General features: G+C 61.2%; 12 protein-coding genes. 3 read left to right on the plus strand and 9 right to left on the minus strand.

Features of this window, described 5'->3' with window-relative positions:
- Positions 1 to 84 precede the first annotated feature (84 nt).
- From ABHV46_RS10565 to pspA, 7 genes are all read right to left on the minus strand, one after another.
- Complete coding sequence (locus ABHV46_RS10565; protein WP_336945965.1) at positions 85 to 873, minus strand: ABC transporter ATP-binding protein; 789 nt, start codon at positions 871 to 873, stop codon at positions 85 to 87.
- Positions 870 to 1,655 (minus strand): MlaE family ABC transporter permease, encoded by a 786-nt coding sequence (locus tag ABHV46_RS10570; protein WP_438381417.1) that lies wholly within the window; start codon positions 1,653 to 1,655, stop codon positions 870 to 872. Before ABHV46_RS10570 ends, ABHV46_RS10565 begins: the two co-directional genes overlap by 4 nt.
- A 155-nt stretch (positions 1,656 to 1,810) precedes the next feature.
- Positions 1,811 to 3,229, minus strand: coding sequence for a GIN domain-containing protein (locus ABHV46_RS10575; RefSeq protein ID WP_438381418.1), 1,419 nt, complete (start codon positions 3,227 to 3,229; stop codon positions 1,811 to 1,813).
- 61 nt (positions 3,230 to 3,290) lie between these two features.
- Positions 3,291 to 4,484, minus strand: a complete 1,194-nt coding sequence (locus ABHV46_RS10580) for a GIN domain-containing protein (protein ID WP_438381419.1) — start codon at positions 4,482 to 4,484, stop codon at positions 3,291 to 3,293.
- Positions 4,481 to 5,932 (minus strand): hypothetical protein, encoded by a 1,452-nt coding sequence (locus tag ABHV46_RS10585; protein ID WP_438381420.1) that lies wholly within the window; start codon positions 5,930 to 5,932, stop codon positions 4,481 to 4,483. The genes ABHV46_RS10580 and ABHV46_RS10585 overlap by 4 nt, the downstream gene beginning before the upstream one ends.
- Positions 5,929 to 6,183: an envelope stress response membrane protein PspB gene (gene pspB / locus ABHV46_RS10590; protein WP_438381421.1), complete on the minus strand. Its 255-nt coding sequence runs from the start codon at positions 6,181 to 6,183 to the stop codon at positions 5,929 to 5,931. Before pspB ends, ABHV46_RS10585 begins: the two co-directional genes overlap by 4 nt.
- A 40-nt stretch (positions 6,184 to 6,223) precedes the next feature.
- A complete protein-coding gene (gene pspA / locus ABHV46_RS10595) occupies positions 6,224 to 6,910 on the minus strand; it encodes a phage shock protein PspA (protein ID WP_438381422.1) in 687 nt (228 codons plus the stop codon).
- A gap of 134 nt (positions 6,911 to 7,044) precedes the next feature.
- Between pspA and pspF the strand changes: the two genes are divergently transcribed.
- The gene (gene pspF / locus ABHV46_RS10600) at positions 7,045 to 8,127 is read left to right on the plus strand and encodes a phage shock protein operon transcriptional activator (RefSeq protein ID WP_438381423.1); all 1,083 of its coding nucleotides are present in this window, start codon (positions 7,045 to 7,047) and stop codon (positions 8,125 to 8,127) included.
- A 579-nt stretch (positions 8,128 to 8,706) separates the two neighbouring features.
- A complete protein-coding gene (locus tag ABHV46_RS10605; protein WP_438381424.1) occupies positions 8,707 to 9,996 on the plus strand; it encodes a DEAD/DEAH box helicase in 1,290 nt (429 codons plus the stop codon).
- A 355-nt stretch (positions 9,997 to 10,351) separates the two neighbouring features.
- Here the strand turns inward: ABHV46_RS10605 and ABHV46_RS10610 are convergent, their stop codons facing one another.
- Together ABHV46_RS10610 and ABHV46_RS10615 are read right to left on the minus strand one after the other, a co-directional pair.
- Positions 10,352 to 11,677, minus strand: coding sequence for a UDP-glucose dehydrogenase family protein (locus ABHV46_RS10610; RefSeq protein ID WP_438381425.1), 1,326 nt, complete (start codon positions 11,675 to 11,677; stop codon positions 10,352 to 10,354).
- A gap of 102 nt (positions 11,678 to 11,779) precedes the next feature.
- Positions 11,780 to 12,385: a hypothetical protein gene (locus ABHV46_RS10615; RefSeq protein ID WP_438381426.1), complete on the minus strand. Its 606-nt coding sequence runs from the start codon at positions 12,383 to 12,385 to the stop codon at positions 11,780 to 11,782.
- 497 nt (positions 12,386 to 12,882) lie between these two features.
- Between ABHV46_RS10615 and ABHV46_RS10620 the strand changes: the two genes are divergently transcribed.
- Positions 12,883 to 14,121: a multidrug effflux MFS transporter gene (locus tag ABHV46_RS10620; protein WP_438381427.1), complete on the plus strand. Its 1,239-nt coding sequence runs from the start codon at positions 12,883 to 12,885 to the stop codon at positions 14,119 to 14,121.
- Positions 14,122 to 14,277 lie beyond the last annotated feature (156 nt).

Raw genomic sequence — 14,277 nt, forward strand, 5'->3', positions numbered from 1 at the left:
GATGAGTTCGGGACCTCGGAATTTTTAGGCCTCTGACAAATAAGAGTTTTTTGGTTCTTTTTTGTAAAAAAGAACGCTTAGCCCTTACTTTCGCAACTCCATCCCGATCGGCCCATCCTTGCGCCCATGGGTGAACTGATCGACCATGGCGTTGCCGCTATTCATCAGCTCGGAAGCGAGTCCCTTCCAGACCAGTTTGCCGTGATAGAGCATGGCGGCCTGGTCGCCGATGCGCTGGGCAGAAGCCATGTCATGGGTGATGGCGATGGCGGTCGAGCCAAGGCGCTTGACGCAATCCACGATCAGCCCGTCGATGACGGCGCCCATGATGGGGTCGAGCCCGGTTGTTGGTTCGTCGAAGAACAGGATGTTCGGGGTGCCGGCAATGGCGCGCGCCAGACCGACTCGTTTTTGCATGCCGCCCGAGAGTTCAGACGGGGCGAGGGCGCCCACTGACGGGTCGAGACCGACTTGCTTGAGAATATCGCCAGCCTGCTCGCGCGCCTGGGTTTTGGTCAGGCGATGCGCCTTGCCGCGTCCCTTGGCACGCAGGCCGAACATGATGTTGTCGGCCACGCTCATGGAGTCGAACAGGGCCGCGTTTTGGAACAGCATGCCGATCTGTTCGATCAGCGCGATACGCTTCGCAGGCGAGGCGGTCAGGAGATTCTCGCCATCGATTTCGATCGTGCCGGAATCTGGCGTGATCAGCCCCAGAATGCAGCGCAGCAGCACCGATTTGCCGCTGCCCGAGCCGCCGATGACGACGAAAGACGTCCCGGCCTCGACATCGAGATCGATGCCGTCTAGCACGGTTTTCGAGCCGAAGGATTTGGTCAGGCCGCGAATGCGGATCTTGGGCAGGGCGCTCATGAGGCGAAGAACAGATCCGTCAGGAGGTAATCGAAGGCCAGAAGCAGGATCGAGGCTGCAACGACGGCGGCGGTGGTGGCAGAGCCCACGCCCTCGGCGCCGCCCCGGCTGGTATAGCCGTGATAGCAGCCCATCAGGCTGATGATGAAGCCGAACACTGCGGCCTTCGAAAGGCCGACAATCACGTCGAGCGGCTTGAGCGCGTTGAAAGTCGCGACGATATAGTTCTGCGGGTCGAAGCCGAGCTTGGAGACAGAAACAGTAAACCCGCCCAGCACACCCAGAATATCGGCCACCAGAACCAGAAAGGGCAGGGCCAGCGTGCCTGCCAGCAGGCGCGGGGTAACCAGATATTTCATCGGATCTGTCGAGAGCGTGCGCAGCGCGTCGATCTGGTCGGTCACGCGCATGGTGCCGATTTCGGCCGACATGGCGGCGCCGACGCGGCCTGCGACCATGAGGCCAGCCAGAACCGGGCCGAGCTCACGCACGACAGCCAGAACGACGATGCCCGAAATGGCGCTCTGCACGTGATACTGGGCGAAGCCGGCATAGGATTGCAGCGCGATGACGCCACCCGAAAAAATGGCGGTAAGCGCCACGACAGGCAGCGAGTAGAAGGCAATCTCGATCAGACTGTTGAAGAACACGCCCCAGTAGAAAGGCGGACGCAGCAGATGCGACAGACCGGCAAGCGCGAAAAGCGCCAGCGCACCGGCCTTGCGCACAATGCCGAGAAAGGCACGCCCTATGGCCGCGACAGGATCGAGGATTAAATTCACGGTCAGCAGCCGCCATCAGGGAGGATCATGAATCAAGCCCTAGCCTGACTGGGACGCCACGTCAAAGCCCCCATCTCGCCCCGGTGCAGGGGGCGAGGCGAGGCGCACGAAGCGGATGCAGAAGGCAAAGACGGTGAGTGCAGGGTGCGACCCTGTCAGCCCCCTTTACGATCCAGATCGCGAAACTGCGTGTGCAGATGGAAATCGCGCGAAGTCACGCAGGTTTCGACCGCGCAGACGCGTTTGTCGAGCTTCTGCAATCTCTGGGTCAGGTCGAGCAATTGCGGCAGCTGGGTTTGGGGCATGGGGACCGAGACTTTCGCCATAAGCGACAGCAGAAACGGTTCAACCCGTCTGGCAAAAGCGGGGTTGAAAGAATGAAGCAGTGGAATGAGCTTCGGGATGAGGCGTCGGCGCAGCAGGGCGATGGCAAGCACCGCCATCACGATTATGCCGGGGACCATACCGTCAGAGTCGGCAGAGACCTTGATGTTATAGGTGGTTTTGGGATGCTTGTCGGAAGGCGAATGCGCGCTTTCATGCGGCGTATCGCTGCCTCTCGAAACGGAGGAAGCAGGTGGTTCCGGTGGCTGTGGCGGTTCGGGTGGCTCAGGCGGGGTCGGCGGCGTTGCCTCCGTTGCGTCGCTGCCGATATGGCGCAAGGCGTCGAAATCGATCACCGTACCGTCGGGTTTGACCATGCGATGAGCGTTGATGCGTGTTCCGTCGGGCAGGGTCATATCGCCTGCGGTGATATGGGTGCCGCCCTGCATGTGGCGCGGCCCGTCAGTCTCGGTCGCGACCCGACCATGCGCTGCTTTCTGCGCGATCTCTATCGAGCCGCTCGAGCTGGAATGAATATGGTTCTCTTCCAGAACCTGATGCACCCGGATGTCGCCAGAGGCGCTGGTGCGCAGTGTTGCGTTGCGTGCGACCCCGTCGAAAATCGCATCGCCTGGGCCGGAGAGGGTCACGGCAAGCTGATCGACCGTGCCGCCACGTATCGTGACATCGCCCGGTCCTGTCGCGCCGATAATGATGGAAGGTGAGGTTGCGGTGTCGACCTGGACATCGCCCGGCCCGGAAGTGGCGATGATCGCTGGCCCGTTGAGCGTGCCAAGCAGGAGATCGCCAGGGCCACTGCCCCGATAGAGGAGGGCGCTCGCCTTGTCGGCATGAATCGTGCCGCGCCCCTGTCGCAAGGAGAGCGGGCCTTCTACCCAGTCGATCTTCAGATCGTCGTAATTCATGGACGTCGAGACGATGGCGGCCCCGGCTATGAGCTGGATTGTCGCCTCTTCACCGCAGGCGCTGCCCGTCAGCCAGGCATCATGCGCTCCGGCCTGAAACGAGAGCCCCGCCGGAACATCGTGCATATCGGCATGTTCATGCAGCCCCGAGGCGCCCTGGATATGCAGCGTACCGATGCAGCCGGCTTCGATATGCAGCGTGTAGGGCGCGGCGGCGAGCACTGCCTCGGGCGAGGAAGGACTGAGAGCCTGGGCTTCGGCTTTCTGGGCGACGAAGCTCGAGGCCACCATCAAAGAGAAGGCGCTCAGGCTAAGACGGCTCATGGCGTGTTTCCCTTTGTTCTTTTTCCGGACATGCCGTTGAGGAGCGGTCTCAAAGCGGCGCTCATCCACACCGGCGAGAGAGGGTGTGGAATTCGCGATGCAGATGGAAATCGCGCGAGGTCACGCAGTGCTCGACCGCGCCAACGCGCGTCTCGAGACGCTTGAGCCGCTCGGCCAGTTCGACGATCTGCGGTTGATGGCTTGGCTCGGCATCGGGTTGTGCTGGAGCAAGACCGAGGCGTGCGACGATGCGGCTCAGCGGAGGGCCGATCTTTCGACGAAGCGCGAAGAAAAGCAGCAAAGCCAGGATCAGAACCCAACGACCCGAATGATAATGGCGCGGTGCTGACGATTCTTCGTCAGAATTGTCGTTTGCGCTCGCCGTATTGTCAAAAGAGACGATTGTGCCGTCAGGCTTGATCAGATTATGCGCCGTAATGACCGTGCCATCGGGCAGGGTGAGCAGCGCATGCGTGGCAGAGACGCTTCTGGGTAAGGCGGTTTCGTGACGGATGGTGATCGAGCCCGGAGCGTGTGCGTCTTTATGCACCGAACCCGTTACCGTATCGACCGTGACAGTGCCAAAGCCATTCGCTTCGAGGGTAGCGGTACGGGCGATGCCATCGAAGGCGAAATTGCCTGAACCGTGCACCCGAGCATCAAGGGTGCCAATTCTGCCGTCGGACAGGGTGATATTGCCGAACCCGCTTGAAAGAGCGGTAAAACTCTTTGCGTCGACACGCCCTATGGTGACATTGCCGCTGCCGCTGAGCGTGATCGCAGCAGGTCCGTGCAGCCAGCCAAGCTTGAGGGAGCCAAAACCGCTTCCATCGACACTCAGCGCCGTGACCTGATCGGCTGTTACCTCGCTACTACCCTTATGTGTAAGAGAAAGCGGCCCATTGATGCCAGAGAGGCGCAGTGAGCCGTAATTGCTCATTTTTGCGATGATGGCGGTGCCAAGGGGTACGCGAAGATGTGCATTGGTCTCGCAATGCTGCCCTTCGAGCTGCGCTGAATGCGTGTCGGAGGTGAAGGAAAGCCCAGCCGGAACCTGATCGCCTTCGTGCAGCAGCACCGCGCCTTCCTGTTGACCTGCCGCGCCATCGACCGTGATGGCCGAGGCGCAAGGCGCGTCCAGCGTCAGGGTGAAAGGCGCCGCCGAGAGCGCCGCCTGCGGCGTGTCCGGGCTGGCAAGAGCGAGGGTCGGTAGCGCGCCGATGACGAGCGTGAGGCCGAGGCTTAGCCGTATCACCTTGTCTGTTCTCCCTGTGGGGTTGGCGCCGGGCTGGTGGGTGTCGGTGCAGCCGTCACCCTGCCGGATGTGCCATCGGTTCGGGGTGCGCTCCCGGAGTTGCCTGTCTTGTTGGCCCCTGACTGGCTTGCTCCCGGCTGGGTTGTGCCTCCCTGGCCAGTATCCGCCTGCGTGCCGCCCGCCCCGTTGGTTCTCTGCGCGGGGGATGTCTGGGGTGACTTCGCGGTTTCCGCAGGAGGCACCGCCCAGGGCTGTTCATCCGGTACGCTCGTTGTTGTCTGAGCGGGCGCCACACCGGGTGTGGTCGTGGCCGGCATCGCAGGCGATGGCGCCTGAGCGGGTGCTGTCGAAGCAGGTCGCGCTGAACCGGCCTGGGGGGGGGCAGCCTGCAGGGGCATCGCGGGCGCGGTGGCAACTGGTGCCGTAGCGGCGCTGGACGGGCCAGAGATGCTTGCGTCGGGCGCTGGTGCCACAACCGCCGAAGGGACGGGCGGCGCCACCGGCGGAGCCGGTGGCGTGGGCGAACGGGAGATGTTTGTCTGTGCGCCGGTATTCGGCATGACCGGCGGCACAGGGGGAGCTGCCGTGGGCGCGGTGGGTGCGGCCGGCACGGCTGGACCGGGCATGGCGCCTTGTCCCCCGCCCTGAGTGGGTGTGGTGACTGGCGCGATCGTGGCGGCAAGCGGACCGACCTGCACATTGCCAGTGCGCGTCAGGGCGCCGCTCACATTCGGAATGGCCACGAGCCCCGTGCCGCTGGCTGAAACAGTTGCCGTGTTGACCGTGCCGCCCAGACGGACGCTTGCAGCATTCTCGACCATGAGGGTGAGCACATCGAAACGCCCGTCGGTAACGGTGAGATGGCTGGTTTCGGAAAGCTGGGCCGAAAAGGCGTCGAGACTGGCATGATCGACCACGAGACCTGAGGCCCCTGTTTCGACCACCTGCGCCGCACGGTTGAGATGGGCGATATGCACCTGCTCGGTGCCACGAAGGCTCAGGTCGAGCGATTGGATGGTGTCGGCGTCGAGCTGCCCGGCTTCGAGGCTTGCTTCAAGCGAAGCCAGCGTCCCGTTGATGACGAAATGCGTGTCGTGGCTGTCGTGAATCAGAACGCCCACGCTGGGCGCGACAAGAATCGCGACCTTCGCCGCGGGCGCGCAGCTCTTGCTGGTGATGAGGACCTTGGAAGAACCCTGCGTCTTGGCCGTGCGCATGGTGAGATGCGCGCCACCCGTCGCCGAGCTGTCTACCGATACGCCATCGCTCATGGCCGGATCGACCGTAATCTCGAAACGCCCCAGACAGGGCACGCTGAGATCGAGATCTTCCGCATCCACGACCTGCGGCGCAGCGTGCGCCGGTCTGCTTGCGGCAAGGCCGGAGAGTAGCAGCGTCGCCAGAGCAACGCGGCGTGCGGGACGGGTGAGCAGGCGTGCGGACATCATGAGAAACTCCGTGTCCTCCATCCCGGCACGTCTTCATCCAGAATGCGCTCGAGCTGATCGACGCGTTCTTCAAGTCTCCGGGCCTGGACATGCGCCATGTTGAGGGCCGCGAGATCGGATTCCTGAAGCTTGCTGGCCGTCGCACGCGAGCGGGCACGAATGGTTACAATATACATGACCATGACGAATGGCATGACGACTGCCGCAAGGGCGACCAGATCGCCGAGATCGATTCCTGAACCATGACTCATGACCGGCCACCCTTGCTTTCAACGCGTCTCATACTTGTTTTCATCCCTGGCGACTTTTGATCCTGGCACGCAGCGCCTCGAGTTCGTTCTCAACAGCCATGTCGGTTTCGAGCCCTGCCAGTTCTTCCTGCAGGCTCGGCTTGCGCGTGCCGCCAGAACCGCGGCCGAGATCGTAGGATTCGGCTTTCCCCTCAAGGGCGTCAAGCGCGCGTTCGACCTGCTCGAAACGATTGAACGCATTTTCGACACGTGTGTCATAAAGGCGCTCGCGCGTCTTGATGCGGTTGGTGGCCGCCTTATGGCGCAGGGTGAGGGATTTCTCGCGCGATTTTGCGTCGGCCAGCTTGGCCTGAAGCTTGCCGATATCGTCATGCTGCTGGTCGAGGCTCTCATTGACCTGGGCGATCTGCTGCTCGAGCGATTTGCGCGACTGCTCGATGGTCGATTTCGCGGCGAGGGCGCCCTTGGCGAGATCTTCACGGTCGCGGGTCAGGGCGAGTTCGGCCTTGCGCAGCCACTCATCCTCTTCCTGCATCATGGTGCGGGCGCGGCGCTCGAGTCCCTTGCGCTCAGCGATCATGGTCACGGCCTGACTGCGGACTTCGACCAGCGTGTCTTCCATTTCCTGAATGATGAGCCGGATCATTTTCTCCGGGTCTTCTGCGCTGGCCAGTATGGCGTTGAGGTTGGAGTTCACGATATCCGCGAGGCGGGAAAAGATACCCATTGTGATGCTCTTTCTTTGCTGAAACGATTTTAACAGGAAATGATCGCAGGAGAACACCAGCTTCTCTTGTCAACGACGCGATCCGGGGTGAAACAGGAGTTTCCCGAGGCGCGAGATGCGAGACAGGCCATAAAATGGCGCGATCCCCCAGAAACGACGAAAACCCGACACCGATCGGACAATCCCCCGCCTTTCTGGAGATGCTCGACCATATCTCGCGTCTGGCCCCTCTCGACCGCCCCGCCTTGATCATCGGCGAGCGCGGGACGGGCAAGGAACTCGTGGCCGCCCGACTGGCGCTGCTTTCGCCGCGCTGGGACGGGCCGCTCATCAAGCTGAACTGCGCTGCCCTGCCGGATAGCCTGCTCGACAGCGAGCTGTTCGGTCACGAGGCGGGCGCTTTCACGGGTGCCCAGCGTCGCAGGCTGTCCCGCTTCGAGCAGGCCCATGGCGGCACGCTCTTTCTCGACGAAATCGCCTCGGCCTCGATGGCCGTTCAGGAGAAGCTCCTGCGCGTGATCGAATATGGCAGTTTCGAACGCGTGGGCGGCAACGAGACCATCCATGTCGATGTGCGTATCATCGGCGCTACCAATGCCGATTTGCCCGCCATGGCGCGGAAGGGCGATTTCCGCGCCGATCTGCTCGACCGTCTGGCTTTCGACGTCGTCATGCTGCCGCCCTTGCGTGCCCGTCAGGAAGATATCCTGATCCTGTGCGAGCATTTTGCGACCCGTATGACCTCCAGCCTCGGGCGCAAGCTTTTCGCCGGGTTTTCCGATCGCGCGCGTGAGAGCCTCATGCGTTACGACTGGCCCGGCAACGTGCGTGAGCTGCGTAACGTCGTCGAGCGCAGTGTCTATCGCATGGATCGGCCCGAAAAACTGCTCGACGACATCGTGTTCGACCCCTTCCGTAACGGCCCTGACTGGCTGCGACCGCTCGCTGTGCCAGAGTCTGAAAGCGCTCCGGCGCCTGCGCGTGAAGCCCCAGCCCCGCAAGCCCAGCCCACCGCCCTGCCCGACGGGGTGAACTTCACCGAGGCTACGCGCGCCTATGAGCGCAGCCTGCTCGAATCTGCCTTGCGCAACGCCCGCTTCAACCAGAAGCAGGCCGCTACGGCGCTCGGCCTGACCTATTACCAGCTCAGGCATCTGCTCCGTCAGCACGGCCTGGCCGATCGCAATGCGCGAAAGGCGGTCGAACCGGAAGGTTGAGGGGGGCAGGACACTGTTCATAAAGTGTATCATGCAAAAGCCGTGCCAACACCATTGCGCCAGAGACTTTCAAGTCGTTTTTCCATCGCATGTGGCGCGATTTGCTATCAAAAGGAAAAAAATGCCTCCTATGGCGATGTGGCCGTGTTTTTCGTTTTTTGATACGAAGCTTGGTTTGAAACAGGCGCTCTACGGCCTCTGTCTCGTCAGCGCTTCGCAACCGTAGAGCGGCTTGACGCCTGACCCGGTGAAGCGCGTTCATCGATGATAGCGCTTATTCAGCCATTTCCCGCAGGCTCGAGAGAAGACCGTTACGGTAACTTCCCCGGAAAGCGGCACAAGAATGTCGGCGTGTCTGCGTTTTGCAGAAGAGCTCTGTCGCCTGAAACCGGGTCATGACGTTACATCCAGAGATAACGTGGCCAGAAACGCGCCGCCTTTGTCATAATGGCTGGCCGGAACGGCGTTGATGTGCGTTTGCGTTGACGTGGCGTCAATTCGCCCGCTAAAGGGCACCTTCACAGTCCAAATGCCATCCAAGGCGCAACCGATTTTGTGCGCCGGAGGCGCTGTTTCCTCATGACCATGACATTTGATGAACTTGCCCTCGCGCCTGCCATTCTTCAGGCCCTCGCCGAGGCTGGCTACAAGACACCCACCCCGATTCAGGCACAATCGATTCCTCTGCTCCTGCAAGGTCGCGATCTGCTGGGAATGGCTCAGACGGGAACAGGCAAGACGGCCTCTTTTGCGCTGCCTCTTCTTCATCGTCTGGCGGCTGACCCACGCCCTGCGCCGAAGAACGGTGCCCGCGTGCTTGTTCTGGCCCCGACGCGTGAACTCGTCAGCCAGATCGCTGATGGGTTCGAAGCATTCGGCCGCCATCTGAACTTCAGCGTCACCACGATCTTCGGTGGCGTGAGCCAGTTTCATCAGGTCAATGCGCTGAAGGAAGGCGTCGATATTATCGTCGCTGCGCCCGGTCGCTTGCTGGATCTGGTCGAGCAGGGGCTTTGCGATCTGTCGACCCTCGAAGCTCTGGTGCTGGATGAAGCCGATCAGATGCTCGATATGGGGTTCGCCAAGCCCATCGAACAGATCGTCGCCGCAACGCCGAGTGAACGCCATACGATTCTTTTCTCGGCGACGATGCCGAAATCCATCGCTGCCCTGGTGGACAGTCTGCTGCGCGATCCGGCCAAGGTGGAAATCGCGCCGCCGTCCACCACGGTCGATCGCATCGAGCAGACGGTCATGTTCCTCGATGCGGAGCACAAGAAGGCGGCCTTGCTATCGCTACTGAGTGCGCCCGATGTCGGTCAGGCCGTTGTGTTCACGCTTCAGAAAAACATCGCCAATGAAGTCTGCTCGCATATCACCGAAGCTGGCATTACTGCCGAGGCCCTGCACGGTAATAAATCTCAAGGACAGCGCGAGCGCGCGCTCGAAGCGTTCCGCGAAGGCCGCGCACGCGTTCTGGTGGCTACGGACATCGCCGCGCGCGGCATTGACGTCGATACAGTCACCCATGTGGTCAATCACGATCTGCCCAGCTTGCCTGAAGCATATGTGCACCGTATCGGTCGCACGGGTCGCGCTGGACGCAGTGGCCGGGCGATTACGTTGTGCGATGCCGAGCAGCGCGCCTGGCTGCATGATGTTGAGCGCACCATCGGACGCGCATTGACCGTGCACGAAAATCACCAGTGGCACTGTGAGAAAGCGCGTCATTCCACGGCACGCGCGCCGGTGCTGGGCGGCGGCCCGGTCAAGCAGGTCAAGGCGCCGAAAGTGCGCGAACGCAAGGTATGGACCGAAGAAGAAAAGGCCGCTGCACGCGCTGCCGCTATGGCGAGCCGCGCGAACTGAGCAACCCGGCTCTCGCATAGCCGGGAGCTGTTCAGCTGACCGCTTGTCATGGCTGGACGAGGCACGGGAGTTCGGCAGGGATTAAGGCGCCGCACCCATGCCCGTCTCTCTCAGCGTCAGGCTCTGTCTGTGATCGCTTCAGGCTGTCGATGCCATCGGGGGAGAGCGTATTGGCTGAGCGGCTTTTTCCGGTTGCCGGCGTTTTACTGGTCGATTGGGCCGTCTGTGAGGTGCGCCAGAGTGTTTTCTCGCACTCTGGGTGATATCCAGCGGTTGTGAGGAAGTCGGTGCCGTCATGTTGATCCCGGCGCGGCGAGGTCAGATAGCAATCCTCACCGTTGCACGGCCGGGTCGTTCAGGGGCGGCCGATTGAACTGTAGGTAAAACCGGCAGCACGCAGGGCCGAAGGTTCCCAGATGTTGCGGAAATCGGCAATGACGGCACCGCGCATGGCGGCTTTCAGCTTGGCTGGAGCGATGGCGCGGAACTCGTTCCACTCGGTCAGCACGACGAGCGCGTCCGCGCCGGTTGCGGCTTCCTGCGCCGAGTTCGCGTAGATCACGCTTTCAGGCAGGAGTGGACGGGCGGGCTTCATGCCTTCCGGGTCGAAGGCCTGGATGATAGCGCCCTCCTCGATCAGGCGATGAATCAGCGGCAGAGACGACGCCTCGCGCATGTCATCGGTGTCGGGTTTGAAGGTAAGGCCCAGAATGGCAATGGTCTTGCCCTTCACCGATCCTTCGCAAAGCGCGATCACGCGCTCAGCCATGGCGGATTTGCGGGCTTCGTTGATCGCGACCGTCGCTTCGACCAGAAGCGAGGGGCTGCCTGCATCGCGCGCGATGGCGGTCAGGGCACGTGTGTCCTTGGGGAAGCAGGAGCCACCATAGCCCGGCCCCGCATGCAGGAATTTACGTCCAATTCGCTGGTCCAGCCCCATGCCGCGCGCGACGTCATGGACGTTACCGCCCACTTTTTCGCAGAGATCGGCCATTTCGTTGATGAAGGTGACCTTCATGGCGAGAAAGGCATTGGCGGCGTATTTGGTCAGTTCGGCGGTTTCCAGCCCGGTCATGACGATGGGCGTCTCGATCAGATAAAGCGGGCGGTAAAGCTGTTGCATGAGCAGGCGGGCATTGGCACCGCCATCCGTAGCCGTATCGTCGATGCCGATGATCACGCGATCGGGTCGCATGAAGTCGCCGATAGCGTTGCCTTCACGCAGAAATTCGGGATTCGAGGCAACGCTGAACGACAGATCGGGGCGCTCTTCACGCAGAATGCGCGCCACTTCGCGCCCGGTGCCCACGGGCACCGTCGATTTCGTCACAACCAGCAGGCCCTTGCGCGCATGGCGCGCGATCTGGCGCGTTGCCTCATAGACATAGGTCAGGTCGGCATGGCCGTCGCCACGACGCGTCGGCGTGCCAACCGCAATGAATACGGCATCGACAGTATCGATGGCGCTGGCCAGCGCATCGGTAAAGCTCAGACGCCCTGCGGCAACATTGGCCGAGACGATCTTGTCGAGCCCCGGCTCATAGATGGGGATCGCTCCTGCCCTGAGCGCGGCAAGCTTCTCCTGATCTGCTTCGACAATCACCACATCCGTGCCGAATTCCGCAAAACAGGCGCCGGAAACCAGTCCGACATAACCGCCGCCAATCATCGCTATGCGCATGTGATCTCTCATCCTGTGCGAACCCTGAATGTGCAGGGCGTAGCTCAAACCGCGCGCGGGATAAAGCTCGCGGGAAGGAGAGCGGATGAAGGTCGCTCGGGTTTACTGCGCAGGTGTAGGGCCGAAGCCTGCCTGCTCTGGCAGATGCCAGACATCGAACATGATGAAATCATAGCCGGTGCGCCTGTCTATCATCAGACTGACAAGGCCTGATGGAGAGTCGGGCGAGGGGAGAAACGCGAAGCTTTGCACGGTTTTCGTTCTTGAGATGAGAAGCGGTATATGTTGCATGGCCGGGCGATGGTTCTCGATGAAAACAATGGCGTTGCCGGCACTGCGCTCAAGGCAGATATCGGCTGTTGTGGAAAGCTGGTCGCAACGCCTGGTTTCACCATGATCAGCGAATGCGGGATCGATGGCCCTGGCGGTCCCTCGATGCGTCAATCCCTGCGGGCTGAGTCCGAAGATCTGCCGGTCGCGCGTGACAAAGACGCCAGCATTGATCGAAACAATATTGGGAATACAGGAGTGGAAATTGAGGCGGAAGACGGGTCTGAGACTGAATGTCTCATCTGCGCTCTGCCAGTCGAAATATCCTTCGGCTTTACCGATAGTCAGCCGGGTGCCTGACAGAACTTCCTGAGGATTGGCGCAGTAGGGCAAAGGACTGGCCTGTGCAGGGTCTGACCCTCCGATGAGGATCGTCATGAGTGCCGCAATGGCGGATAGGGATATCTTTATCATCTGGCGCTGGATGGGAATTTTTCGAATGCCATCAATAATTTCTTATATATAACGCATTTATTTCAATACTATTATGAAATGAGATTTTTTACTCGTGATGTGAAGCTGTAATTGGGTCGCGTTCTGATATTCATAATGCGGAATGCCGCTACTGACAGGCGTCCATGTCCGGTCGCGTCGCCGGGAGAGCCCTGTCAATGGTGCCGGGATGCACTACGCGGTGCCGCCAAACGAGGGGGCCACACAAACCCGTTATGTGCGGGGTGCATGGGAGGTCAGGGCAAAAACGCCAGTTGCCTTTCGGACAGGGGAGGAGGAGAAGGGATTTCGATGTCTGACAGACACGACTCCCCCTGAGAAAACGGGTTCAGCCCTCTTCCGGGTGACGACCAGCGCGTGCCATGCGCGTTCGGCTCGTTTTCGTGTCTAGATGGCCAAGACTGATTGGACCCGGTTTTCCCGTGCTGACCTCATCGCCTCATCCCGCCATACGATTCTCAACCGGGCAGATCGTTCTGCTCGGGCTCGTCAGTACGATCGGCCCGATCTCGACCGATATGTATCTGCCTGCCTTCCCCCAACTCGAGCATGATCTGGGTCAGGGGCCTGGCTCAGCGCAGCTTACGCTGGCCGCCTGGTTCATCGGGCTTGCCATCGGGCAATTCTGCCTGGGGCCTCTCTCCGATCGCTTCGGGCGGCACAAACCCATGGTGGCGGGGCTTGCCATCTATGTGCTTGCAACCATTGCTCTGGCTACGACGGGTTCCTACTGGTCATTCTGCCTTCTACGTCTGGTGGCGGCGCTTGGCGGCGCCATCACCAGTGTGATTCCGCGGGCTATCGTGCGCGATGTCGCCACGGGCCATGAGGCAGTGCGCCTGATGTCCCAACTGACCCTCGTCTTCGGGGTGGGCCCTATTCTCGCGCCGACCCTGGGAAGTGTTTTTCTGGCATTCGGAAGCTGGCGTCTGATCTTCTGGGCCGGGGCCGTCGCGGCCGCTCTGCTGGCAGGGTTGTGGCTGGTCGTCATGCCCGAGACCCTGCCGCAGGAAAGGCGCTATGCCCTGCCACCGGTCGAGATATTGCGGCGCTATCTCAGTCTGGCGCGCGAGCCTGTCTTCATGTCATCGGCGACGCTCTCGAGTTTCAGCACCTTCGTGATGTTCGCCTATCTCTCGAATGCGCCGCTTCTGTTCGAGCATCTGCTCGGCTTTACGCCGCGCGCCTTCGCGATTTTCTTCGGCATCAATGCGGGTGGTTTCATTCTGGCAACCCAGATCAATGGTCGCCTTTCGCATCGCTTCAAATTCACTTCGGTCATGCAGGGCGGTCTCGTGGCCTGCGTCGTTTCGGGGCTGATCCTGCTGGCGGTAAGTGCGAGCCATGTCGTGGGGCAGAACGATCCATGGCCGCTTTGTGCGCTGATCATCACCACCACCTTCACGCTCGGCTTTATCGGCCCCAACGCAAATGTTCTGGCGCTGACTCATCATGGCCATCAGGCAGGGGCGGCCTCGGCGCTGCTCGGCACAATGGCCTTTGCCATTGGCGGGTCGAGCGGCATTCTGATGGCTGCTCTCCCGCCGGGAAAGCTGAGTTCGACCGCGTTCGGTATGCTGGCCGGGATTCTGGGCATGGTCTTGTGCAATTTCTGGCGTCGCGCTGCGGAGAAACGTCAGATGCCGCATCGCGATTTATGAGACCACGTCGGCACTTGGCGGCTCAACCCGGCTTTCCGGGGCGCCCGATCTCTGGTTGCCGATCCTGTGTGTGGCGCCTCTAATAGTCCTAGGCTGAATGACACGCCGCCATCTGGCATGGCGGCAATCTTCACCGGTTATCTCGCCTGCACCCTG

Source organism: Asaia sp. BMEF1 (assembly GCF_051628905.1).
GTDB lineage: Bacteria > Pseudomonadota > Alphaproteobacteria > Acetobacterales > Acetobacteraceae > Asaia.

Bases quoted from the DNA above. Each gene is read 5' to 3' on its own strand.
- ABHV46_RS10565 (WP_336945965.1), bottom strand. From the start codon at position 873: ATGAGCGCCCTGCCCAAGATCCGCATTCGCGGCCTGACCAAATCCTTC.
- ABHV46_RS10575 (WP_438381418.1), bottom strand. From the start codon at position 3,229: ATGAGCCGTCTTAGCCTGAGCGCCTTCTCTTTGATGGTGGCCTCGAGC.
- ABHV46_RS10585 (WP_438381420.1), bottom strand. From the start codon at position 5,932: ATGATGTCCGCACGCCTGCTCACCCGTCCCGCACGCCGCGTTGCTCTG.
- pspB (WP_438381421.1), bottom strand. From the start codon at position 6,183: ATGAGTCATGGTTCAGGAATCGATCTCGGCGATCTGGTCGCCCTTGCG.
- pspA (WP_438381422.1), bottom strand. From the start codon at position 6,910: ATGGGTATCTTTTCCCGCCTCGCGGATATCGTGAACTCCAACCTCAAC.
- pspF (WP_438381423.1), top strand. From the start codon at position 7,045: ATGGCGCGATCCCCCAGAAACGACGAAAACCCGACACCGATCGGACAA.
- ABHV46_RS10605 (WP_438381424.1), top strand. From the start codon at position 8,707: ATGACCATGACATTTGATGAACTTGCCCTCGCGCCTGCCATTCTTCAG.
- ABHV46_RS10610 (WP_438381425.1), bottom strand. From the start codon at position 11,677: ATGCGCATAGCGATGATTGGCGGCGGTTATGTCGGACTGGTTTCCGGC.
- ABHV46_RS10615 (WP_438381426.1), bottom strand. From the start codon at position 12,385: ATGACGATCCTCATCGGAGGGTCAGACCCTGCACAGGCCAGTCCTTTG.